Origin of the sequence: Mucilaginibacter oryzae, from assembly GCF_003148845.1 — a bacterium.
Lineage (GTDB): Bacteria > Bacteroidota > Bacteroidia > Sphingobacteriales > Sphingobacteriaceae > Mucilaginibacter > Mucilaginibacter oryzae.
This window is the reverse complement of record NZ_QGHA01000001.1, coordinates 1,101,802-1,128,110: the sequence shown is the minus strand read 5'-3', so window position 1 is coordinate 1,128,110 and position 26,309 is coordinate 1,101,802. Positions and strand designations below refer to the sequence as shown.

Genomic DNA, 26,309 nt, shown 5'->3' with positions numbered 1-26,309 from the left:
TATTTGCCGCCTCAAGATAACTGTGCAATGCATATCAACATTTTTGGTGCCTCCGGTGCAGGAGTTACAACTTTGGGCAAGACGCTATCCGAAAAACTTGGCTATCCTTATTTCGACAGCGATTATTATTTCTGGGAGCAATCAAACCCGCCATTTACAGTACGGCGCGATCCCGGGGTTCGTAACCGGTTAATTAACGAAGCTATGGCTGGTTTGGATAGTTGGCTACTGGGCGGGTCCATTATCAACTGGAATAACAACTGGCAATTTGACTTGTCGGTGTTTTTATATATCCCGCAGGAGATCAGGTTGCAGCGTTTACGTGATAGGGAGTACAAGCGTTATGGCGAGATCATCCACACCGATAACGAACGTAACCGGCTTTATAAAGAGTTTATTGACTGGGCCCGTGGTTATGATGAACTGATTACTAACAGCCGCAGCTTGCATGCGCACCGTAACTGGATCAGTAATTTGAAAACGCCCGTATTAGTTATTGAGGGTGATACCACGGTTGAAGAAAGGGTAGAGGCTGTGATGAGGAAGATTGAAAGTTTAGAAAATAAATAAAAGCCCTGGTTGAAGTTTAGCGATAGCGTAACTTCGACCTAAGCTGTAGGAAGCATTCTGCTTCCGGGTGCAAATAACCGTTATGCCTGTAAAGTTAAGCTGAAAGCTTAACCAAGTTTAGGACGAAGTTACGCTGTCGCTAAACTTCGACCAGTTCTGTGGTTTTTGGGCTACGGCGGCCAGAGGCCGGGAAATAACTGCCACTCGCCAGGAGGCGAGCGGTGGCGGTAGTTACATAAAGAGCAATAAAAAGCCGGGAAAATTCCCGGCTCACAATATCTCACATCTCAAATCTCACATCTAAACAAAACCTATCTCAAATCCACCACTTCAACACCGGGGTGGCCTTTGGCATCCCAGGCAAAAGTAGCATCAGGCGCTGGTACATTTGGCGTAAAGCTTCGCACAGTATAGGTATAGCGGTTGCCGTTTTTATCAAACAGCAGGGCACTGTAAATTTGTTTTTTTACCTTATCGATAGTTAGTTTTACCTTGAATATCGATTTTTTTTCGTCTTCGGGTGTAAGTTCGATGTTTTGATAAACCTTGCCGCCTATTTTCTGCTCGCCGGTGTACAGGTATTTAAAGCCTTTTTCGTACATGGTGAAAATCTGGGCAGGGTTGCCCATGCCATCGCCGCCTTTATCTACATCACCAACCTGTACTTCTTTATCTTTTTTTAAGTAGGTCCACTGGGTTTTGCCATCGCTCATGATCTCTTTATCAACTTCGGGCTTTGCTGCCGAATTATAAAGGCTAACCCGGTATTTGCCGCTCTTGGCCTTCGAGATCAGTGTACCGGTTTGTGTTTCCTTAATACCAGCCTGCTGGTTGTTTAAACTAAAGGTAAAATCGGTTTTGATAACATCGTACGATTTGTATTTCTGGCTTACCTGGCTCAGTATAGCTTTTGCCTGGCTGTCTTTTTGTGCAAAAGCGGTGCTGTAGGTACTTATTGTACTTATTGCTGTAAGGGTATATAAAATGATCTTTTTCATTCGTTTTTATTCATCAACAACTATCAGCGTTAATAGTTACTGATTAGAGTAATTAAATGTGTTTTGGTTTAATTTATTCGGGTTTTTGGAGTGTTTCGAGGTAGCGTTCAAGGCTATACTCATCGGGGTAGAGCACATCACGTGCTTTGCTGCCCTCAAACGGACCAACAATACCTGCAGCTTCCAGTTGATCGATAATACGACCGGCACGGTTGTAGCCCAGCTTCATTTTACGCTGAATAAGCGAGGTTGAACCCTGCTGGTGGATCACAATCAGGCGGGCCGCCTCTTCAAACATCGGGTCGCGGTCGTCCGGGTCATATTCCTTGGTGCTGCTGGCCTCGCCTTCACCTACGTATTCGGGCAGGTACATGGCCGATGGGAAGCCTTTTTGGTTGCCGATAAAATCAGAGATCGCCTCCACTTCCGGCGTATCCACAAAGGCGCACTGCAAACGGATGAGGTCGCTGCCGGTCGAGAACAGCATATCACCGCGGCCAATCAGTTGATCGGCACCGCCCGCGTCCAGGATAGTACGCGAATCTATTTTAGAAAGCACCCTGAACGCAAGCCTCGACGGGAAGTTGGCTTTAATAGTACCGGTAATGATATTAACCGATGGGCGCTGGGTTGCAATAACCAGGTGGATACCTACCGCACGGGCCAGCTGCGCTATACGGGCAATGGGCATTTCCACTTCTTTACCGGCAGTCATCATCAAATCGGCAAACTCATCTATCACCAGTACAATAAACGGCAGGTAGCGGTGTTTTTCCGGGTCGCTTATTTTGCGGTTAACAAATTTGGCGTTGTATTCTTTCAGGTTACGTACCTGTGCGTCCTTCAGCAGGTCGTAACGCTGGTCCATCTCAATACAAAGCGAGTTAAGGGTATTAACCACTTTTTTAGTATCGGTAATAATGGCATCGCCATCATCGGGAAGTTTAGCCAAAAAGTGCCTTTCAATTTTGCGGAACAATGTTAACTCAACCTTTTTGGGGTCTACCAATACAAATTTCAGCTCGGCAGGGTGCTTTTTGTAGAGCAGCGACACCAGGATAGTATTGATCCCGACCGATTTACCTTGTCCGGTCGCACCTGCCACCAGTAAGTGCGGCATCTTTGCCAAATCGGCAATAAATACTTCGTTGGATATGGTTTTGCCCATGGCAATGGGCAGGTCCATCGTGGTGTTCTGGTATTTTTCAGTTTCGAGGATTGAACGCATGGAAACCATTTCGGGGTGCTGATTGGGCACTTCGATACCTATGGTACCCTTACCCGGCATAGGCGCAATAATACGGATACCCAAGGCGGCAAGACTTAGCGCGATATCATCCTCAAGGTTTTTGATTTTGCTGATCCTGACACCGGGTGCCGGGATAATCTCGTACAAGGTAACGGTAGGGCCAATAGTCGCCTTGATCTTGTCAATCTCGATATTGTAATGGTTCAGCGTTTCAACAATTTTGTTTTTGTTGGCCTCCAGTTCCTCCGGCTTGACCGAAATTTTGTTTGAACCGTGGTTTTCCAACAGATCTATACTGGGTAGTTTATAACCAGGCAAATCCATTTTATGATCGTAAACGCCGAATTTGCTTAGCAACTCGTCCTGTTTTGCGTTATCGCTCTGCTCAACGCTCAATTCGGGTAATGGCCGGTTGGTATCAATAGTAAGCGGTATTTCGTCCTCTTCTTCCGGCTCGTGTTTAATGGTGTTTTCGGGGCGTAAAACCACAGGTTCGTTAAATACCGGGGTTTGTTCCATTGGTGGGCGCCTCAGCGGGTCGGGTCTGAAAGGTTCCTGTTGTAACCGTTCGTGTACCACAGGCTCGGGCTCAATAATGTTAACAGGTGTTTCGCGAATATTATTGTTTCCTCGCGGCCACTCTAAAGGTGCAATTAGTTCGTCATCAATCAACTCAACCGGTTCCGGCGCTATCTCATCAACCGGCACAGTCGCTACCGGGCGGTTTTTACGTTTGGGGATTTTAAAGTCGATATTATAGGCAATCACCAGCATGGTGAGCGCCAGAAATACCAGCAAGCCGCCTGTACCCGCCGGGCCAATCTGGGCCGCGAGTAAGCGGTTACTCCAAAAACCGAAACCACCCTCCAGGAAATGCGGGTACTCAATCACAAAGGAGTGAACATAGGCTATAGTTACCGAAATAAACACAATGCTGAAAACGGAATAAGCCAGGGTTTTGCGGATAGAGAACAGCCGGGCTTTAAACAACAGGCGGTAGCCTATTACAAAAAATATAAAAATAAAAAGGAACGAAGCCACGCCAAACCACTCGTATATAAACTGGTTGGAGAGCAGGGCGCCAAGTTTGCCCAGCCAGTTCTGGGCTTTGATTCCCGGATCGTTAATGTCTGAAATTTCGTGTATGGTGGTACCTGTTGAAAGGTTATGCCAGCCGCCGTTAGTTTTGGAGATATAGCTTTGGTCTTCCTGCCAGGTAAACAGGTACGATGTAAACGCGATAAGGAAAAATACCGAAAGCAACAGCGAAAACAGGCCCGCTATTTTAACGGCACGGCTGTTTTCCATGTCGAGGTCAAATCGCGGCAGTTTGAATGATCTTTTGCCCGTAGCCCTTTCATTATCAGCTTTTACGCCCTGGCGTGGCTGATTTTCTCCCTTAAAACTATTTGATCTGAACTGATTTCCTTTTGCCGGCATCCTGAATGTAACAATCGTTATTGCAAACTTACATAAAATTTCGCCTGTGTAAACCTTGCGGCCGTAACAGGCGGTGTTTTATCATATAAGACCGGTAACCTGTTAAAAAATTACAGACCGGTTTATGATAAAGTTAACGGATTAAATAAGTTTTAGGGAATAATTTTAAATTTTCAGTATAATTGAAAACACCATCTGCCTGTAGCCGAAAAATATAGTTAATATAAAAATAGTTGCGTTAAACTAAAGTGCCTGATTAAAGCTAATGAGTATAGAACGACTGGAAGAATATATTGCCGCCGCCAATTTAGATGCAATCAACACCCTGCTGGGCCGCGACCCTATGTTAGCTAAACAGAAAACGAGTCTTAACGTATCGCCGCTAATGCTGTCGTGTTATTATAAGCAGGCATCGGTAACCGGTTTATTACTTAATTATGTTAGCGATCTTACCCTGTTTGAAGCCGCGGCTGCAGGTAAGCCCGATGATGTTGCCCGATTATTAGCTGCCAACCCCGGTGCCGTTGATAACTATGCCGACGATGGTTTTACTGCCCTTGGGCTGGCCTGTTACTTTGGCCGTTTTGATGTGGCCCGGTACCTGGTAATGAACGGCGCCAACGTTAACCTGCCATCCAATAACGGTTTCAATGTGTTTCCTATTCACTCCGCAGCTGCTGGCAGTTATACTGAAATAGCCAGGATGCTCATTGAAAACGGCGCCCAGGTAAATGTTGTGCAACAGGCGGGGGCAACGCCGCTGCATTCGGCGGCGCAAAACGGTAACCTCGATCTGATTATCCTGCTGCTTGAAAATGGTGCCGAAGTTTATACCCGCATGGAAGGCGGCAAACTCCCGGCCGACCTGGCCCGCGAAAAAGGCTTTGACGAGATAGCTGAAATATTGGGGTAATTTTAAAGAGATCAAACGATCGTGCTCTTCTCAGCATTTCGTACGGGGTTAGTAGATAGTTTCTGCTTCTTTACCTTGCCTGACATCCATTCTCTGTTCACCCTCAGTTTTTGCCAAACTCTCAAAGTAAGCCTTTTTCACCACCGTTGTCATTTTATGATCGCCGGTATGGCTCCAACCTGGCGGCATAATGATGTACAGGAATTTATTTTTAATGCCGGGGGCTTTATAAACATCCTTTGCCAAAGCCACAATTTCGCCAAAATAAGCATCCAGAAAGCTGTTTTTGATCATGGGGCGGCTGATGCCATACTCTATCGGGATTTTCCGGTCTTCGTTTTGATAAGTGCCAAAAACTTTATCCCATATCGGCAGCAGGTTACAAAAGTTGGTATCCATGTACAGTGGGTTACGCGCATGATGTACCCGGTGATGTGATGGTGTAAGTATAATCTTATTTAAAATACCCAGTCGCCCGTCTTCAATAAGGCTTTCGCCAATATGGATCATTGATCCCCAAAAGCCGTCAATAAACATAATTACAAACAGCATAGGTGGGTTTACACCCAGTAAAATGCAGATACTGGTGCGGATCAGGTCGGCATAAGGGCCTTCTAAAAAGAAGTGAGCGAAGGTTACAGAAAGATTCATGCTTTCGGGCGCATGGTGGGTGGAGTGGAGGCACCATAGTATCCGTACTTTATGCGCAAGGTAATGATACCAAAAGTGCGCGAACTCCCACACTATGTATCCGTAAATAAACCAGTACCAGGTAAACGTAGTTTTAAAAAGAGCGAACCTCGAAAAGAAACCTATGCAAAGCGTTACCATAGCTATAGATAATACAGTGCCAATAAATGCATTTAGCACGTATGTCCAGAATGAGATTTTGTAGTTGATCACCTTAAACTTTTTATAAAAGGCGCCGCGAATAATTTCAACCACAAGCAACACCGGCAGCATCGGTCCTAAAACGGCTGTTACGCCATCCCAGGATAAAAACTTGCTGTAATCGCCTGCTTTAACAATGTTGTACAGGTTTCCTAAACCGAAAAATCCGGTTATATGATCATAGATAGCCTTTAAAAAGTCCATAACTTAAATTTCAAGTTAAATTGGTTTATATTGAAATCAAATTTAGAAAAAGATTGTAATTATGTATGTACATATTGGTTTTTTTTCTGAAATATTTTGCCGTGAAGGGTTCGGTTGATGTAAAGGCAAAAAAAGGGGAGCGAAAAGCACCCCTTTTTTTGCCTCCAGGACAATCGTGTTTCCACTATAACAAAACTTACTCCCGGGGATGTATATTCATTCCCGGGCAGATAAGTGTTTTTGTTAATGATTAGCGGCGTTTGTCCAAATATTGTCTTTCTTATTACTATCCGGATCGTAGGTTGTGCCTAATACTAATTTCTTCACCGCTTTCTTCGCCGCAAAATCAACTTTTGCGCTGGTATTGCCGCCCTGCCATACGGCTATGCTTTTATGTACAAGCTGTGTGCTGCCGTCGGCGTAATAAACGGTTAAGTTAACAGGTATTGGTTTACTGCCAACCTTATTGATTATTACACTATAGCTATTACCGGTGGCGCTAACTTTACCAATCCCCAGGTCGGTAACACCATTATCAAAAAACCAGGCTTTCCAAAACCAGTTCATGTTAATTCCCGCTCCGGTATTCATGCAGTTAAAAAAATCGTAAGGCATAGGGTGTTTGCCATGCCATTGCGCTATATAATAATGCAGGGCTTTATTAAATAAGTCATCGCCCAGCATATCCTTAACGTATAAATAGGCCATAGCGGGTTTCGGATAACTATCGGTAAAACCCGCTGCGCCTATAAGGGCGGGTGTAAGCGTCATCACGGGCATATCTACCTCCTGACCGGCGGTTTGTTCAACCGCGGCTACACCATACGGGTCAACAATCGAGTGGTCTATCTCGGGGCTTACCAGCCATTCGCCAATGGTAGCCCAGCCCTCGTCCATCCAGCCGTATTTGGTTTCGTTAATGCCCATATAAAACGGGAACATGGTATGGAAAATTTCATGGTCGGTAAGGGTAATGGCATCCGTTTTATCCTCCAGCGGGTTATCGTTCACCATCATCGGGTACTCCATCTGGTCCAACCCGTCAAAAACGGTTTCGTGCTGGTAGGGGAAGGGCCATTTCGGGAATTTATAGCTCATCACCTCAACCGTTTTACGGGCGTAATCAACCACATCGTAGTAGTCTTTATGGCTGGGGTTAAATACTGCATCAACGCGGGTACGCCTGCCTGTTTTCGGATCTACAACCAGGCTGGATGCTTTCCATAAATAATGGTTACTGGTAGCGAAAACAAAATCGGTAACACTGTCGGCCTCAAATTTCCAGGTATGTGTCGGCGCCTTTTTGGTAATATCGCCGGCTTTAATATCGGCTTCGCTAATAATGTCAGTTATGTTATCGCTTTGGCCGGCCCCGGCTATCCGTTTTACAATACGCGGGTCAAAAACATCGTCAGCATTTTTGAGGTCGCCGGTTGCCCAGACCTTATAATCGCCGGGTACGGTGATCTCTGCGCTGAAATGACAGAAATCATTGTAAAACTCCTGCGAACCGGTGTAGGGATAATCATTCCACCCGTCAATATCATCATAAACAGCTACCCGCGGAAAGAAATACGCCACGAAAAACGCGCCGGTATCAATTTGCCCGGTGCGGATGTGTGAGCCTTTATTTAATGTATACGAGTACGAAATATCAAAGTGTACCTGCTGTTTGGGCGCTATTGGTGTCACACGCAGGGTCATATTAGTGCCGTTAATACGGCGATGGGTACTATCGAGCGGCTGGCTGTTTACGCTGAAGCTGGTAATGTGGACCCCGTCGGTTAAATCGGCAGGCGAGATGGTTGATTGCCGGGCTACCCCTTTTTGATATAAGTTAGGATATAGCTTAAATTGTACCCTTTTTAAGCTATCGGGGCTGTTATTAAAGTAATCAATACCTACGGAGCCGCTTAAGAGGCGTGTTTTTGGGTCGAAATTTACTTTGATAGCATAACTGGCTGTGTTTTGCCAATAGTTTTTGCCGGGCGCCCCAGCCTGGGTACGGGTACCTTTGGTGTAGGTTTTTTGCAGGTTTACCGCTATGGGTAATGTTTGCTGGGCTAAGGCCGCGGTGCTGCCCAATAATAAAAATACCGGCAGTAATTTTTTTATCCTGATCATTTATGCGGATGTATAAAAGTATATTTGAAGTAAATATAACAAACCCGGCCGAAAGCGTGCTTAAGCCGAGACTTTATTAATAGCGTAAAATTTATACCTATGACTGCCGAAAAAATGATCATCATAACGGGTAAGCAATACCTCGCGCTTAAACAGCAAATGGAAAGCAGCGAAGGCCTATCCTATAATATAGGTACTGATAAGCATCCTGAAATGGTGCGTGTTACCAATATTTATATGGATACCGATCCGGATTTTACGCGTAACCCGAAGCAATTTGGCAGTATGCACGAAGACCTGAATGTGCAGGTAAAGTTGGAATATACACCACCGGCTCCCTGAAGGCTGTGCAAAAAAGGATAATTACCACCCTCCTTTAAACCCTTCCGTCAAAGCATGCTGATAATTTTCCAGATCAAAAGAGTATAAATACGGTGCTTTGTGCGCGCCTCCTTTACGCGGTTCTTCAGATCGGGTAAGGATGCCGAAACCGAGGATGCGGCGTTGAAAATTGCGCCTGTCCAGCTTTTTGCCCAAAATGGTTTCGTAAAGTTTTTGCAGCTCGGGCATGGTAAATTCTTTGGGCATCAGGTTATAGCCGATGGGCTGGTAGTTAAGCTGCAGCCTTAAGGTATCCAACGCGCTCTGATATATTTTTTGATGATCGAGCTGCAATTCAGGAATATCGTCCAGGTCGCGCCAGGCGCAAAGCTCCGAAAACTGGTCGGGATGGGGTATCGCCCCCGAAAAATCAACCAGCGCATAATACCCTATCGATATAAAACGGCCTGAAAACCAGTTTTGCTCTTTAGGTATCATATCCGCGTACATATCATTATGTACTTTTGAGCGGTCAGGATCGCCAAACACCCTGAACTGCTGTAAAAATACCTTATCAAGGCCTGTTCGCTGCTGTAAAATCCTGTTTGCAGCTGTATCAATAGGTTCCTCTTTTAGTACAAATCCACCGGGCAGGTACCATTTTTCTTCATTGTGGGTTTTTAATAGCAGCACTTTCATTTGCCCCTCGTGAAAACCAAATACCACACAATCAATAGAGATGTGGTTCACGTAATTTTTACGGGCATCATCGCTGTACTCAATAAGTTGCTGTTTACTTAACATTTGCGCTATTGTACAAATAAAGTTTGATTTTTTAATTATAATAATTACAATTGTGTACTTAATACACTATGATAAAAGCTGTGAATTCGACATTTAAAATTTACCTGAAATATTCAACAGCGCGCTGAAACGCGCTGATTATTAGTCATATTTGTTAACCAATTATTTACTACCCATAAACTTAAAAAATGAAAAAGTATTTTTCAAGCCGGATGGCCGTCGCCATGATGCCGCTTTGTGTGGCGCTGTTGCCTTTTAACAAGGTATCGGCACAAAACAAAACCGAGGATGCCAAAATGAACGCCTATGTAAAAAGCCTGATGAGCAAAATGACACTCGATGAAAAGATAGGCCAGCTAAACCTGGTAACCATCGGTGCAGCCACAACAGGTTCGGTAGTAAATAAAGGTGTTGAAGAGAACATAAAAAAGGGCGCTATTGGCGGTGTATTTGGTGTTTGGGGTACTGCGCAAACCCGCCAGATCCAGGATATCGCTGTAAAAAACTCCAGGCTGCACATCCCGCTTATTTTTGGTTTGGATGTGATCCACGGTCATCGTACTATCTTCCCTATTCCATTGGGCATGTCGGCTACCTGGGATATGAACCTGATCAAACAATCGGCACAAATCGCAGCTAAGGAAGCAACGGGCGAAGGCCTGAACTGGGTATTTTCGCCAATGGTTGATATCGCCCGCGATCCGCGTTGGGGCCGTATTTCCGAAGGTTCGGGCGAAGACCCCTGGTATGGCTCGCAGGTGGCTAAAGCCATGGTACAGGGTTACCAGGGCGCCAGCATGAAAAATGCCGACGCGGTAATGGCCTGCGTAAAACACTTCGCGTTATATGGCGGTGCCGAGGCCGGTCGCGAATATAACACCGTTGATATGAGCCGCATTAAAATGTACCAGGATTACCTGCCGCCCTATAAAGCAGCTGTTGATGCAGGTGCTGGTAGTTTCATGAGTTCGTTTAACACCGTAGATGGCGTGCCTGCAACAGGTAACCAATGGTTACTTACCGATTTGTTAAGGAAACAATGGGGTTTTAAAGGCTTTGTGGTATCTGATTATACCGCGGTGAATGAAATGACAGCCCACGGCCTTGGCGATTTGCAAACGGTATCGGCACTTGCGCTTAAAGCCGGTTTGGATATGGATATGGTGGGCGAGGGCTTCTTGAAAACTTTAAAAAGCTCATTGAAGCAGAAAAAGATCACCCAGCAGGAAATTGATTTGGCCTGTCAGCGTGTTTTAGAGGCGAAGTACAAATTAGGTTTGTTCGAAAACCCCTATAAATCGATGGATGCGGATAAGGAGGCTAAAGAAGAATTATCAGCAGCCAACCGCGCTGCCGCCAGGGAGATCACCAAGCACTCGTTTGTGTTATTAAAAAATAATAACCAGACCCTGCCGTTAAAAAAATCGGGTAGTATAGCTTTGGTTGGCCCGCTGGCCGATAACCACCGCGATATGCTGGGTACCTGGGTTATTGCCGGCGAATGGCAAAAATCGGTAAGCGTAATGGAGGGCATTAAAAACGTAGTGGGTAATAACGTTGCCGTTAACTATGCCAAAGGCGCTAATATTACCGAGGACAGCCTGTTTATTCAACGGCTTAACTTTGGCCCGGGTATGGTTTCGGTTGATGCCAAACCGGCCGCTCAGCTTTTACAGGAAGCTGTTGACGTTGCCAAAAAATCTGATGTGATTGTAGCGGTGGTAGGCGAATCGCAAAGCATGTCGGGCGAATCATCGAGCCGCTCGGATATCGATATTCCGGAAAGCCAGAAAAACATGCTGAAAGAACTTTCAAAACTGGGCAAGCCAATGGTTATCGTGTTATTTAACGGCCGCCCGCTTACCTTAACCTGGGAAGATCAGCATGCCAGCGCTATACTCGACGTTTGGGCGCCGGGTACCGAAGCCGGTAACGCTATTGCCGATGTGTTATTTGGCGATTATAACCCTGCCGGTAAACTGACGGCTACCTTCCCGCGAAGTGTAGGCCAGATCCCGATTTATTATAACCACAAAAATACCGGCAGGCCATATACCGGCGGGCCGTCAAAATTCAGGTCGAATTACCTGGATATCTCTAACGATCCGCTTTATCCTTTTGGTTACGGCTTAAGTTATACCACTTTTAGCTACAGTGATGTTAATTTAAGCAAAACCAAATTGAAAGGTAACGAAACCTTAACGGCAACTGTTACTTTAACCAATACAGGTAAGTATGCAGGTGAAGAGGTGGTACAATTGTACATCAGCGATCCGGTAGCCAGCATCAGCCGCTCGGTAAAGGAGTTAAAAAACTATCAGAAAGTAAACCTGCAGCCGGGCGAATCAAAACAGGTTAGCTTTAAAATTACGCCCGAGCAATTGAAGTTTTACAATAGCCAGCTAAAGTACGATTGGGAGCCGGGCGAATTTATAATCCAGATCGGAACAAACTCTGCAAACACCCGCAACGCTTCGGTGTGGTGGGCTAAATAACGGCAAAATGGTATAATACATTTTTAGCACCTTGTTAAAAACTGCCGGGATATTTTTCGATATAAAAAAATATTCCCAGAAGCACCGGATATTACTTTCCGGTGCTTTTTTGTTTTGCTAAAAATAAATGATCCGCTGATTTAGTGCTGTGAAATCGATTGCAATAAATGTTATTTAAACATTTATTGCGGGTAGAGCAATGTTTTGGGAAATGTATTTTTTACATTTATTATTGGTTAATTATGATAAATGTAAACATGACAGTATTTTTAGGCATGATGATATTTTAACACTTTGATGAAATATTGACACCGGCTTTACATTTATTAAAATGGGATTAAAAATGAGGATGAAAGGTACATGAGCAATTATATTTATTGTTTTGTTAACCTTTCGGAGAGCTATTATTTGATTATAGCAACAATTTAACAATACGATATTTTTAAAAAAATAAGCTATACGTTAATAATGTATTAACAAATACTTTTCATTTTGTGATTTTTGCGCATAAATGTTGTTATAAATAATTAATTTGTAAATCTGCTTTTTTTACTTGTGTAAACAATACACTCTGTTTACATTAGTTCCATAGCCAATATAAATTTCTGCAACGGCAGAAAATGTACCGAATCTGATATTATTATAACATGTTAACCTAAGTGCTTTTCTCCTAAAGAGAAGCATGAAAAAACGGTGATAATACGCTAAAAGTTTAAAAAATTACGCGAGAGAAGATTATATGATAAAACCTTTACATTTTTTTACTTCCTGCATTTCATCTCACAGCAGTTTGTTAAACGGGCCTCATCTCACAATTGCCCTTTATAACAGGCCTGCACGCAGGAATATTCATGTCTATCTCAAAACATAAGCCTTCAAATACGACCAAAAAACTTAAATCAAATATATTAATCAACTAAATCTCAATCTCATGTTTAAAAGTTTACTCCTCAAAGGAAGGTTCCTGGGTTTGCTGCTATGCTGCCTGGTGTCTTCATTGGTAGTTACAGCACAAACAAAGTACAAAGGAAAGGTTATCGGCAGCGACGATAAGCTTCCCGTGGTTGGCGCGTCCGTACGCGTTAAAGGTACAAGTACCGGTACTGTAACTGATGTTAACGGTGAATTCACCTTAACCCTAAGCCCGGGCAATACCCTGGTGGTATCATACATCGGCTATCAAAGTACCGAGGTTAAGGTTGGTACCGATTTATTCATTCGCATCACACTTCAATCGGGCAACAGTACGCTGAACGAGGTTGTGGTAACAGGTTACACCGCCCAACGTAAAAAGGATATCACCGGTTCGGTATCGGTAGTTAACGTGGCTACCATGAAAACGGTACCGGCATCAAACACAGCAAGCTTACTTCAAGGTACTGCTGCGGGTGTTACAGTAGTAAACTCGGGTAATCCCGGCGCCAACACAACTGTAAACGTGCGTGGTGTGGGTTCTATCTTCAATACAACACCGCTTATCGTTATCGATGGTGTTCAGGGCTCTCTGAACGACGTTAACCCTAACGATATTGAATCGATGCAGGTATTGAAAGATGGCCAGGCTTCAATTTATGGTGTTCGTGGTTCAAACGGTGTAGTTGTGGTTACAACCAAAAAAGGTAAAAGCGGTGCAGCTACTATTACCTATGATGCTTACTACGGTACCCAAAGGCCTTTAAAAGATGGTTTTAAACTTGCCGATACCAAAACCTATGTAGAGGCAATTTATGAATCTTATAAAAACAGCCCTAAAGATGATGGCACAAGCCCATTGGCAGATGGTAACCCGCAGTACGACCCCGGAAAAACAGGTACCTGGACTATCCCTGATTATATCACACCTGCGGGCGCTAAAGAAGGCGACCCTAATACCAACCCTTCAACTTACCTTTTAAACCCTTCTGTTACTGATAACCAGATAACCCGTGCCAATAAACAAGGTACCGACTGGTTTCATGAGGTGTTTAAACCGGCTCCGGTACAAAGTCACAACATTACGGCCAGCGGTGGTAGCGATAAATCAACCTACTTAATGTCTGTTAACTACCTTAATCAACAAGGTACTTTATTAAATACTTATTTTAAACGCTATTCGGTAAGGGCAAATACTCAATTTGCAATTGGTCCGCACATTCGTGTGGGTGAAAATGCTTATATATTTTATAAAAGAAGCCCTAACCTGAGCAATAACCAAAACGAGGGTAACGCGATATCATACATTTACCGCGAACCACCTATAATTCCGGTTTATGACATCAAAGGCAATTTTGCCGGTACACGTTCAGGTAGCCTGGGTAACTCAAGCAACCCGGTTGCTGTTCAGATGCGTAAAGCGAACGACCGTAATAACAACTGGGATATTACAGGTAACCTTTTTGCCGAAGTTGATTTCCTGAAACACTTCACCATCCGCACCCAGTTTGGCGGTACTGTTGATAACTACTACTACTACTATTTTACAGTTCCGGCTTACGAAAACTCGGAAGGTAACACTGCAACCAATGGTTTTACCGAAGTTGCCGGTTATAACAGCCAGTACACCTGGACCAACACGTTAAACTACAAACAACAGTTTGGTAAACACAGCATCAATTTTTTAGCTGGTTCTGAAGCTATAACTACTTATCGTCGCGGTATCCAGGCAGGCGGTGGTAATTACAATATTTCGTTCGATCCTAACTATGTAACTGTAGCCAATGGCGCGAACCCGCCAAGTGTTGCTGTAGATCAGTTATTTGATGCAGGCCTGCTTTCATATTTCGCTAAATTGGATTACCAGTTTGATGAAAAGTATATCTTAGGTGCAACCGTTCGTCGCGATGGTTCATCATATTTTGCTCCCGGCCAGCAATGGGGTACCTTCCCTGCTGTAACTGCAGGTTGGAGGATCTCAAAAGAATCGTTCATGAAAAATATCAGCTGGTTAAATGATATGAAAATTCGTGCCAGCTACGGTAGTTTAGGTTCACTTGCCGGTGTTGAAACGCAACTGAGCAATGCTTATACCCTCTTTGCGCAATCATATGGTAACTCAAATTACGATATCACAGGTACAGGTAACAAAACCGTTCCCGGCATCTATCGCAAACAATTAGGCAACCCAGCTACATCATGGGAAACTGATAAAATTAAAAACATAGGTTTTGATGCTACTTTGCTGAATAACAAATTAGATTTCAGTTTTGAGTATTTCGAGAAATCAGTTACAGGTTTATTATTCCTATCAGGAGATCCTAAATATTCGCTTGCACCGCTTGATGTTGAAAAAAGACCTTATATTAACGGTGGTAACATCAAAAATAAAGGTTTTGAAATCGTAACAAGCTATCACGGTAATGTTGGTTCTGATTTGAAATTTGATCTGAGCTTGAACCTGAGCCATTATTCAAATAAAGTAACAGATTTGAATGGGCAGAAATACCTTGATAAAAACAGCGCCGGTTCAACCCGTATCCAAAACTTTGTAAGGTTGCAGCCAGGCCAGCCGGTGGGCGAGTTTTATGGCTATAAAGTTATTGGTTTATACCGTGATGCCGCCGATATTGCAGCTTCACCAACTGACGGCAACGCGAAGCCGGGTTTGTTTAAATATGCCGACGTAAACGGCGATGGTAAGATCGATGTGAATGACAAAACCTTCATTGGGAACCCAAACCCTAAATTTACAGGTGGTTTCACCATGAACCTAAGCTACAAAAACTTTGATCTGAACGCGTTCCTTTACGGTTCGTTCGGTGGCAAAATCTTTAACTACATTAAATACTGGACTTATTTCCCACAAGTATTTACAGGTAACGTAAGCGCCGATATATTGGGCCCTAAAGTTTGGAAACCAGGCGCTGATAACAGCCAGGCAACTATCCCGGTATTAACCAGGACAGCTAATGCCGACAACACCGGCGAACCAAACTCATGGTATGTGGAAAGCGGTACGTATGTAAGGTTAAAATCATTAACTTTAGGTTATACTATTCCAAACTCCAAAATCAAAGCGCTGGGTATTAAAAGGCTTAGATTTTATTTGTTAGCTAACAACTTATTCACCATTACCAAGTACACAGGTTTGGATCCTGAACTTCAGCCTTCAAACTTAACAGATAATACCAGCTTCGGTATCGATTTTGGTAACTATCCAGCCGGTCAAAAGATCTATAACATTGGTGTTAACGCCTCTTTTTAATGTGTGAAAATATTTAATTTAAAAGTCATGAAAAAATTCCAGATAAAACTAATCATACCCATAGCATCACTATTGGTGTGCCTGGTGTATGCGTGCCGTAAGGATATGCTTAACAGGCCCATCCTTCAAAGTTTAAGCCCGGAAATTGTAGCCAATAAAACCGGTGTTGAAAGTTTATTGATAGGTGCTTATTCCTTGCTCGATGGCGTTGGTGGTATTGGCGGCGGTATCAATGCGGCCGGTTCAAATTGGTTATTCGGTAGCGTTGCAGCCGGCGATGCTTACAAAGGGTCTGAACCATCAGATGGTGGTAATGATGCTTTACCGGTGGGTAACTTTACTTATACCACTTCTAATCCTTACATCAGGGATAAATACACGTTATTGTTTAATGGGGTTAACCGCGCTAACGACGTACTGCGTGCTTTGGCTTTAGCTAAAGATATCTCTGCCGCTGACGTAAAAAGAATTACCGGTGAAGCCAGGTTTTTGAGGGGGTATTATTACTTCGAATTAAAGAAGATGTACAACATGATCCCTTATGTTGATGAAACGGTAACAGACGCTAACCAGCCAAACGATAAAGACATCTGGCCTGATATTGAAAAGGATTTGCAGGCAGGTATAGATAACATTCCTGCATTGCAGGCTCAAAAAGGCCGTGCCAATAAATGGATAGCCCAGGCTTATCTTGCTAAAGCAAAAATGTTCCAGCATAAATATACTGAAGCATTACCTTTATTCCGCGACCTGATTGCTAACGGTACTAAACCAAGCGGCGATAAGTTTGCATTGAATGCCAACTTTCAGCAAAACTTTAGCCCGCAGGCTGGTCAGAAAAACAGTGTTGAATCTGTTTTCGCTGCCCAGGCTTCGGTTAACGATAATTCTGGCGGTAACAACGGTAACACTGGTGATGAGCTAAACTTCCCTTACAACAGCGGCCCGGGTGCATGCTGCGGTTGGTTTAATCCTTCACAATCGTTAGGTAATTCATTTAAAACCGACGCAGTTACAGGTTTACCTTTATTTACTACATTTAACGATGGTAAAAAGGTAAGCGGCAAAACTGACCCGTATACCGGTACTATTGATCCTCGTATCGATATCACCATGGGCCGTCCAAATATTCCTTACCTTGATTGGGGCAACCCTCCGGCAAGCTGGATTCGTGACCCTACAACAAACGGTGTTTTCAATCCACGTAAAAACGTTTATTCGTCTGCCGAAAAAGGCACCAACTCAAGTACTGAAAACTATTGGGCCGCTAATGAGGTTACTTCAAATAATGTGAACTTAATGCGTTGGAGCGATGTATTATTAATGGCTGCCGAAGCCGAAGTTGAAGCAGGCGATGTCAATACAGCTTTAACCTTAGTTAATCAGGTTCGCGCACGGGCACAAAATACAGTTTGGTGGGTTTATAAAGATTCGCCTTATGATCCTTCTAAATCTGAGTATGTGATAAAAACTACCAAAGCCGATAACTATTTTGTTGGTCTTTACCCGGCAGGTGCTTTTGCTGATAAAAACTATGCCCGCACAGCCATCCACTTTGAGCGTAAACTGGAGTTAGCGATGGAAGGTCAGCGTTTCTTCGATTTACAGCGCTGGGATAACGGTACAGGCAGCATGGCTAATGAGATCAACGCGTTTTTTGCTTATGATGTTAACATTAACTCACAGCTTAACGGAGCTCACTTTACCAAAGGTAAAAATGAGTATTATGCAATACCACAAAGTCAGATTGATCTTTCAGGTTCGACCGGTGCTTCAAAACTTAAACAAAATCCTGGTTATTAATTAACCTTTGGTTTTTAAATATTCTAACTTTAGGTGGAGATGTTTGTCTCCACCTTTTTTATAGCCTGATATCCATAATGAAGTATTTTATCCCCTTTGTATTGCTGCTGGCATTTGCTGTAACCGGATGTAAAAAAAATACGCTGTTTGAACAGGTTCCCTCTTCGCATTCGGGTATTACTTTTAATAATACTATTGTTGAAAATGATACCATCAACCCGCTCACCAAGCTTAACCTGTATAATGGCGGCGGCGTAGGGATAGGCGATTTTAATAATGATGGATTACAGGATATATATTTTGTAGCCAATACCACATCAAATAAGCTATACCTGAATAAAGGCGATATGAAGTTTGACGATGTTACCGATGCGGCAGGCGTACGCGGCAGCGGTGGCTGGGGCAGGGGCGTAGCCGTTGTTGATATCAATAACGATGGCCTGATGGATATTTACGTATGCTATACTTTGCTTGATGATTCGGTTAAACGCACCAACTTGTTGTATGTAAACCAGGGGATTGGTAAAGATGGTGTGCCGCGCTTTAAAGAAATGGCTAAGGAGTACGGGCTGAATGTGAAGCTCCACTCAACCATGGCCTCGTTTTTTGATTATGATAACGACGGCGACCTGGATATGTACCTCACCGTTAACGAAGCGGTTGCGGGCGATAACCAAAGTACGTTCAGGCCAATAATTACCAACGGCAGCCACCGCAGTACCGGGCAACTTTACCGTTGCGATTGGGATGCCAAATTAAACCACCCGGTTTATACCAATGTATCAAAACAGGCAGGCATAGGTACCGAAGGGTACGGCCACGCCGCCACCATTGTGGATATTAACCGCGACGGCTGGAAAGACATTTATGTTACCAACGATTTTTTAACGGATAACATATTATACATTAACAACGGGAACGGCACCTTTACGGATAAGGTGCAGGAGTATTTTAAGCATACTGCATTCAGCTCAATGGGGCAGGATATTGAGGATGTGAATAACGACGGCCTTGCCGATGTTTTTGAGGTAGACATGAACCCGGAAGATAACTACCGCAAAAAAATGTTCATGCCGCCTAACAACTACCAGATTTTTCAAAATTTCGATCGCTATAAATACCAGTACCAGTACACCCGCAATACTTTGCAAATCAATAACGGTCCGCGGCTGGGCGGCAATGATTCCATAGGCGACCCATCATTCAGCGATGTTGCCTTTTTAAGCGGCGTTGGGCAGACTGACTGGAGCTGGGGCCCCATGATTACTGATTTTGATAACGATGGTTACCGTGATATTATCATAACCAACGGCTACCCGCGGGATGTAACCGACCATGATTTTATCACTTTCAGGCAGATGGCCTATTCTGTGGCTTCAACAAAGCAGGTTCTGGAGCAAATCCCCATTGTAAAGATCCCGAATTACGCTTTCAAAAATACCAATGGGCTCAGCTTTGAAGATGTTACCAAAAGCTGGGGGCTCGGCGTTCCTTCATTTTCAAACGGTTGCGCATATGCCGATCTGGATAACGACGGCAGCATGGATATGGTGATCAATAACATTGATGATGAAGCCTTTATTTATAAAAATACGGCCCGTAAAAAAGATCTCAACAGTAGTAATTACCTACATATACAGTTTCACGGTGGCCCCAAAAACCTCAACGGCCTCGGCGCTTTTGCCGATATTTATTACGATCACGGCAAGCATCAGTATTATGAAAATACGCCTTACCGCGGGTATTTGTCAACCATTCAAAATATAGCCCACTTTGGTTTGGGAAATATAGGTGAGCTTGATTCGGTGGTAATCCGTTGGGATAACGGCAAAAAGCAGGTGCTTACCAACGTAAAAACCAATCAAACCCTGCAGGTTAAAATAGCTGATGCCAGGCTTGATTACAGCAATCATCACCCGGCTGTAGATCATGCCTCACTGTTTAAAGATGTAACCCAATCGGCCGGAATTACCTACAGGCACCAGGAGCAGGATTATATTGATTTCAACGTTCAGAAAATGATCCCGCACAAACTGTCTGAATATACCCCCGCGGTTGCGGTAGGCGATGTTGACGGCAATGGTTTTGATGATATGGTGGTTGGCGGCACAACCAAATACCCCGCGCAGCTATTATTGCAGCAAGCCAACGGCAAATTTACCCAGCGCGACCTGGTGCCCCGACCTAAGGTAATACAGGCTGCGAATACTACAGATATGGCGCATATGGTTTCGCCGGTACAGGTGAAGGATGAGGGCATGCTGTTGTTTGACGCCGACGGCGACGGCGATCTTGATTTATATGTAGCCAGCGGAGGCAATGAAAGTGAACCAGGATCTGCCAATTACCAGGACAGGCTGTATGTAAACGACGGCAAAGGCAATTTTAAATTGCAGCCGGATGCTTTACCCAAAAATCTTACCAGCAAGTTGTGTGTAAAAGCAGCCGATATTAACCGTGACGGCAAGATTGACCTGTTTGTATCGGGCCGGGTTGACCCATGGAACTATCCTAAACCGGTGTCGAGTTTTATTTTGCGTAACGATAGTAAAAACGGGGTAATCAAGTTTACCGACATTTCTGCTTCGGTGGCAAAAGAACTGAATAATATTGGCCTGGTTTGCGACGCAACTTTTACCGATTTTAATAACGACGGCTGGCCCGACCTGATCCTGACCGGCGAATGGATGCCGATTACCTTCCTGAAAAATGACCACGGCTCCTTTAAAAATGTTACCGCGGCTACAGGGGTTGAAAACAAATTGGGCTGGTGGAACACCATAGCAGCCGGTGATTTTGACCACGATGGCGATACCGATTATATAGTGGGCAATACCGGGCTAAACACTTTTTACAAGGCTTCAGATCAATACCCTATTTACATCACCGCTAAAGATTTTGATAACAACGGCAGTTATGATGCCTTCCCATCCGTGTTTTTGAAAGATCAGGAGGGCAAAATGCAGGAGTTCCCGGCTTATGGCAGGGATGATGTGGTTAAACAGATGATCAGTATGCGCACCAGGTTTCAAAATTACCGGTCGTTCGCGGTAGCTACCATGGATTCGGTGATAACGCCTAAAATGCGTGAAGGAGCACTTAGGTTGAAAGTTAATTACCTGCAATCTGTTTACCTGCGTAACGATGGCGGGGGCAAATTTACGGCGCTGCCATTGCCGGTTGAGGCCCAGATGTCTGAGCTATGCGGTATAACCGTAGATGACTTTGATGGCGACGGAAATCTTGATGTAGCGCTAAACGGCAATGATTACGGCACCGAGGTGGCAACAGGCCGTTATGATGCCTTTAACGGCTTATTGCTTAAGGGTGATGGTAAAGGCGGCTTTAAACCGCAAACTATTTTAAACAGCGGTATCTATATTCCCGGCGATGGCAAAGCTTTGGTGAAGTTAAGGGGCGTTAATGGCAATTACCTGCTGGCCGCCACCCAAAACAGGGGCGCAATGAAGTTATTTGAGCTTAAAAGGCCTGTAAAAACAATTAGTTTACAGCCCTTTGATGTATTTGCCACTATCAGGTATAAGAATGGAAAAACCGCAAAACAGGAGTTTTATAATGGTAATTCATTCTTGTCGCAGTCAGGCAGATTTTTTAATATTGAAAGTAATATGGCTTCGGTAACCGTAACCGATAGCTTTGGTCATCAACGAGCCGTTCCAATTAATTAAACTGTTATAAATGAAATGTTTTAGGATTTTAATAGCCCTTGCCGGTTTTGCCTTTTTATTGGGGTGTGGCGATAAGCCAAAAAAGATCACGTTGCTAAAGGATGCCGACGTGATACACAATAATGTTGATGAGCTTACTCAGGTTATTATTTACGACGTATTTACGCCGCCGGTTGCCAGCCGCATTTACGGATATACCACCTTGGCAGCCTATGAGGCGCTACGTTACGAGCATCCCGAATACAATTCCATAACCGCGCAGCTTAAAGCTTTTGGTACGCCGCCTGCGCCCCAAAAAGGGCTGAAATATAATTACACACTGGCTGCTACATCGGCATTTTTTACCGTGGCCCATAAGGTTACCTTTTCTATCGATTCGTTAAAAAAATATGAGGCTAAGGTTTACGCTATGTACAAGGATAACCTTGATGATTCGACCTATGCCCGCTCTATGGCTTTTGGCGAAAAAATCGGGAAATATGTGCTGAAAAGGGCCGCGGTTGATAATTACCCGCAAACCCGCGGCAAGCCGAGGTTTTTAGGAAATGACAATCCCGGCAACTGGCACCCAACCCCACCCGATTACCTGGATGGTGTTGAGTTTTGCTGGGGCACCATGCACACCTTCGCGGTTGATACTTCAACCATGTTCCCGTTGCCGCCGCCGCCGGCTTTCAGTGAAGATAAAAACAGCCAGTACTTTAAACAAACACAGGAAGTTTACAATCAGAGCAAAAACCTTACCGCCGAACAGAAAACCATCGCGAAGTTTTGGGATGATAACCCTTTTGTGATAGAGCATAAAGGGCACATGATGTTTGCCAACAAAAAAATTACGCCGGGCGGTCACTGGATCGGGATTACCGCCATAGCCTGTAAGCAAACCCATGCCGATGCCTTGAAAACGGCCCAGGCCTACGCTCTTACTTCGATAGCTTTGTTTGATGCCTTTATTTGCGGCTGGCAGGTGAAATACGAAACCAACTATATAAGGCCGGTTACCATCATTAATGATAAAATTGATCACGACTGGCTACCTATGCTGCAAACGCCGCCTTTCCCTGAATATCCGAGCGGGCATAGCGATATCAGCGGAGCATCAGCAGTGGTTCTTACACACCTTTTTGGCGATAACTTTGCTTACCAGGATACCAGCGATTTGCGGTACATAGGCATGCAGCGCCATTTTGATTCGTTTTTAAAAGCTGCCGACGAAACATCTATCAGCAGGTTTTACGGCGGTATCCATTTTAAAAACAGCGTAGACCAGGGCGCGGTACAGGGCCGCCAGGTAGGAGAATATATCTGGAAAAAGCTAAAACTAAAAAACTAACACCCCAACTATCTATATGAGATTTAAAAAAGGCGTTTTAACCATATCATCCCTTTTTTTATTTTCTGCCATAACAGCCGGTTTAACCTTATTCAATAGCTGCAAATCTAAACCGGCCTATCAACCTTATAAGTTTACCGGCAACGTAATGGTTGACGGTAAAGCCCTGGTGCAATTAAAATGTACCCGCTGCCACGCGCTTGTTCCTGTTGATGCCTTGCCGAAAAATGTATGGATAAACCATACGCTGGTTAATATGGCCCCTTTGCTGCATATTTCAACCTATGGCGGTAACTCTTATTTTAAAAATAATCCGCTTGATACTACCGGGGCAACCATCAACGAGTGGAATACCATTATTGAATATTACAAAAAGGCAGCGCCCGATACCTTGTTACCCGCCAAAAAGCCTGTCGCGCTGGTGAACGACTGGGCCGGTTTTACGTTGAAAAAGCCTCAGTCTGTTAACTATAAGGCTTTTACCACAATGGTGGCCACTAACCCTGCCACGCATCGCCTTTACAGTGCCGACGCTGTGGACGAAAAGCTGAACACCTGGGATAGTAACCTGAAAATGGATTCGCTGGCCAAATTACCTTCTGCCGCTGTGGGAGTTAGTTTTGGTACTGATAGTGCCGGGCATAATGTAGGATTTTTTGCCTGTATTGGCCGCATGGCGCCTATTGATTTTCCGAACGGGAAGGTTGTAAAGGTAAACCTTGATGCCGCGCATGTTAACCAGGATCAAACTTACATCGCTTCGGATTTACCAAGGCCTGTAAACACCACAACTGCCGATTTTGATAAAGACGGCCTGGCTGATGTGGTAGTATGCGGACAGGGTAAATTTAAAGGCGGCGTGTACCTGCTCAAACAAAATAAAGATCATACCTATCAGCAACAAACCATTTATGATAAAGCAGGATCGGTACAAACCGAAGTTGGTGATTTTAATAAGGACGGATGGCCGGATGTGATGCTGCTGACCGGAAGCGGCGACGAAGGTTTGTGGTTACTACTTAACAACCAGAAGGGCGGTTTTACAACCCGGAATCTGCTTCATTTTCCGCCGGTGTATGGCTGCAGCAGCTTTCAGTTAACAGATATGGATCATGATGGTAAACCCGATCTGATCCTGACCTGTGGCTATAATTATCGCGATTCGCGGATCCTTAAACCCTATCATGGTTTATACATTTTTACCAATACCGGCGATTGGAATTTTAAGCAGCGCTGGTTTTACCCTGTAAACGGATGCACTAAGGCGATAGCTGCTGATTTTGACGGCGATGGCGACCTGGACATCGCTACGATAGCCTTTTTTGCCGATATGAAGAACACCCCGGCCGAGGAGTTTATTTATTTTGAACAGGATAAGCCTTTCAGTTTTAAACCTCATGCAATACCGGTAAGCCAGTATGGGCACTGGATGTGCATGGAAAAAACCGATCTGAACAATGATGGAAAACCTGATTTGGTTTTAGGTAATTATGCCGATGGCTTCATGTTTCAGGATGGTTTTAAACCTGATTGGGATAAGCATCTACCACTTATTGTGCTTGAAAATCATACAACAAAATAGCTAAACTGCATTAAATGACAAATGGACTGGCGGTGAAGGGGATAAAGAGAAGGGATTGCTGTTTATGGATAGCTGGGTTTATTTTCACTTTGGGTGCCATTTTTTCGGGTTGCGGCGATCATGAACCAACGGACGAAGAATTGTTGGCCGGAGCTAAAAAGGTGGCCGTAAATTATTGCGGCCGATGCCACGAAGCGCCCGATGCCTCATTACTGGATAGCGCTACCTGGGATAAACATATCCTGCCGACTATGGGCCAAAAGCTGGGGATGAGGCCTTTTATGGATCAATACATAGCCGGGCCGGATGCGGCGTTATCATTGGCCGATTGGACTAAAATATTGGTTTATTACCGGTACGCATCGCCTAAAAAACTTAAAATCCCAAAGCCTGATGCCGTGCTCGATTCCGCGATATTTACGGTTAGCCGACCGGTACAGGTAGACCGGAAACATGGCGAAGCCATGACCACCATGGTGGCTTTTAACCCCATTGATAAACATTTTTATACCGGCGACGCCGGTAATAAACTTTACCGATGGAACAGCGACCTGAGCTCAACGCTAATTAAAACTTTTCATTCGCCCGTAACAGACGCATCTTTTTATCAGTCGGCAACAGAACCTAACAGCGCGGTAATTACCTGTATCGGCATCTTGCCGCCTAATGATGAATTAAAGGGATCGTTATTGCATATTAACCTAAGCAAGAGCTCAAAGGATACGGTACTTTTAAAAGATAGCCTGCCGCGACCGGTGAAGACCGCAGTTGCCGATTTTAACAAAGATGGGCTGATAGACTATGTAACCTGCGGTTTCGGGCGCGAAAGGGGAGGGCTGTTTTTGATTGAACAGCAGCCCGATCATCGGTTTAAAAAGAAAATAATCCGTGCCATACCCGGCCCCGAAATAGTATATACGGGCGATTACAACGGGGACGGATGGCCCGACATAGTTTGCATGTTTGCCCAGGCTGATGAAGGGATCTGGCTTTTTCTGAATGATAAAAAGGGCGGCTTTATTACTAAAAACATCATGCGCTTTCCGCCGGTGTACGGCTCGAGCAGTTTTCAGCTGGTTGATTTTAACCACGACGGCAAGCCGGATATTTTGTACACCTGTGGCGATAATAATGATTACTCGCCGGTATTTAAACCCTATCATGGGGTTTATATTTTCACCAATCAGGGAAACTGGAAGTTTAAACAAACTTATTTTTACCATATCAATGGCTGCTCAAAAGCCATCGCCACAGATTTTGATAAGGACGGCGACCTTGACCTGGCGGTGATAGCGTTCTTCCCCGATTATAAATATCACCCTACTGAAGGTTTTACCTATCATGAGCAGGTAGCCCCCGGCAAGTTCAAAGTACACGAGGTACCGGTTAATAAGTTAGGCAGATGGATTTCGATGGATGTCAACGATATTGACGGCGATGGAGATACGGATATTGTTTTGGGTAATTTTTCGGTAGGCGCGCAAGGCTTAATGAACCAAAAAGACTATAAGCCCGATTGGGATTTGTATGAACCTATTATTGTTTTGAAGAATAAAACGATTACCAGGTAAAATACATAAACATACTATTGCGCTCATTTATAATGAGCGCTTAACATGGGTTTGCGTTTGTAACGCGAACCTCCCTATGCAATGCTACCTTGCACTCATTTATAATGAGTGCTGTTTTTAACGCAAACCGCCTGATACAATG

15 protein-coding genes are annotated in these 26,309 nt (G+C 44.2%); 10 read left to right on the top strand and 5 right to left on the bottom strand.

Features of this window, described 5'->3' with window-relative positions; genetic code table 11:
* Positions 1–27: 27 nt before the first annotated feature.
* Complete coding sequence (locus LX99_RS04960; RefSeq protein ID WP_109606828.1) at positions 28–570, top strand: AAA family ATPase; 543 nt, start codon at positions 28–30, stop codon at positions 568–570.
* Between the two features lie 311 nt (positions 571–881).
* Here LX99_RS04960 and LX99_RS04955 read toward each other — a convergent pair whose 3' ends face one another.
* Both LX99_RS04955 and LX99_RS04950 read right to left on the bottom strand, forming a co-directional pair.
* Positions 882–1,568 (bottom strand): LolA family protein, encoded by a 687-nt coding sequence (locus LX99_RS04955; protein WP_109606827.1) that lies wholly within the window; start codon positions 1,566–1,568, stop codon positions 882–884.
* A 73-nt stretch (positions 1,569–1,641) separates the two neighbouring features.
* The gene (locus tag LX99_RS04950; RefSeq protein ID WP_109606826.1) at positions 1,642–4,257 is read right to left on the bottom strand and encodes an FtsK/SpoIIIE family DNA translocase; all 2,616 of its coding nucleotides are present in this window, start codon (positions 4,255–4,257) and stop codon (positions 1,642–1,644) included.
* 265 nt (positions 4,258–4,522) lie between these two features.
* Between LX99_RS04950 and LX99_RS04945 the strand changes: the two genes are divergently transcribed.
* Positions 4,523–5,170 (top strand): ankyrin repeat domain-containing protein, encoded by a 648-nt coding sequence (locus LX99_RS04945; RefSeq protein WP_109606825.1) that lies wholly within the window; start codon positions 4,523–4,525, stop codon positions 5,168–5,170.
* A gap of 48 nt (positions 5,171–5,218) precedes the next feature.
* Here LX99_RS04945 and LX99_RS04940 read toward each other — a convergent pair whose 3' ends face one another.
* Entirely contained in the window at positions 5,219–6,265 is a 1,047-nt protein-coding gene (locus LX99_RS04940) for a sterol desaturase family protein (RefSeq protein WP_109606824.1), read from the bottom strand.
* A gap of 243 nt (positions 6,266–6,508) precedes the next feature.
* Positions 6,509–8,389 carry a M1 family metallopeptidase gene (locus LX99_RS04930; RefSeq protein WP_109606822.1) on the bottom strand — a complete coding sequence of 627 codons (1,881 nt, stop codon included), beginning with the start codon at positions 8,387–8,389 and terminating at the stop codon, positions 6,509–6,511.
* 99 nt (positions 8,390–8,488) lie between these two features.
* Here LX99_RS04930 and LX99_RS04925 point away from each other — a divergent pair, with 99 nt between their 5' ends.
* A complete protein-coding gene (locus tag LX99_RS04925) occupies positions 8,489–8,731 on the top strand; it encodes a hypothetical protein (protein ID WP_109606821.1) in 243 nt (80 codons plus the stop codon).
* A 21-nt stretch (positions 8,732–8,752) separates the two neighbouring features.
* On the opposite strand, the gene LX99_RS04920 is transcribed toward LX99_RS04925, so the two are convergent.
* Positions 8,753–9,514, bottom strand: coding sequence for an NUDIX hydrolase (locus LX99_RS04920; protein ID WP_109606820.1), 762 nt, complete (start codon positions 9,512–9,514; stop codon positions 8,753–8,755).
* 188 nt (positions 9,515–9,702) lie between these two features.
* Between LX99_RS04920 and bglX the strand changes: the two genes are divergently transcribed.
* The 7 genes from bglX to LX99_RS04885 all read left to right on the top strand — a co-directional run bounded on the left by bglX (position 9,703) and on the right by LX99_RS04885 (position 26,167).
* Positions 9,703–12,009 carry a beta-glucosidase BglX gene (gene bglX, locus LX99_RS04915; RefSeq protein WP_281270916.1) on the top strand — a complete coding sequence of 769 codons (2,307 nt, stop codon included), beginning with the start codon at positions 9,703–9,705 and terminating at the stop codon, positions 12,007–12,009.
* Positions 12,010–12,940: 931 nt separating this feature from the next.
* The gene (locus LX99_RS04910; RefSeq protein ID WP_109606819.1) at positions 12,941–16,189 is read left to right on the top strand and encodes a SusC/RagA family TonB-linked outer membrane protein; all 3,249 of its coding nucleotides are present in this window, start codon (positions 12,941–12,943) and stop codon (positions 16,187–16,189) included.
* A 27-nt stretch (positions 16,190–16,216) separates the two neighbouring features.
* Positions 16,217–17,992 (top strand): RagB/SusD family nutrient uptake outer membrane protein, encoded by a 1,776-nt coding sequence (locus LX99_RS04905; protein WP_022833537.1) that lies wholly within the window; start codon positions 16,217–16,219, stop codon positions 17,990–17,992.
* 77 nt (positions 17,993–18,069) lie between these two features.
* A complete protein-coding gene (locus LX99_RS04900; protein ID WP_109606818.1) occupies positions 18,070–21,681 on the top strand; it encodes a VCBS repeat-containing protein in 3,612 nt (1,203 codons plus the stop codon).
* A 10-nt stretch (positions 21,682–21,691) separates the two neighbouring features.
* Entirely contained in the window at positions 21,692–23,014 is a 1,323-nt protein-coding gene (locus LX99_RS04895; RefSeq protein ID WP_109606817.1) for a vanadium-dependent haloperoxidase, read from the top strand.
* Positions 23,015–23,030: 16 nt separating this feature from the next.
* Complete coding sequence (locus tag LX99_RS04890) at positions 23,031–24,596, top strand: FG-GAP repeat domain-containing protein (RefSeq protein ID WP_109606816.1); 1,566 nt, start codon at positions 23,031–23,033, stop codon at positions 24,594–24,596.
* 14 nt (positions 24,597–24,610) lie between these two features.
* On the top strand, positions 24,611–26,167 hold the full coding sequence (locus LX99_RS04885) for an FG-GAP repeat domain-containing protein (protein WP_109606815.1): 1,557 nt from the start codon (positions 24,611–24,613) through the stop codon (positions 26,165–26,167).
* Positions 26,168–26,309 lie beyond the last annotated feature (142 nt).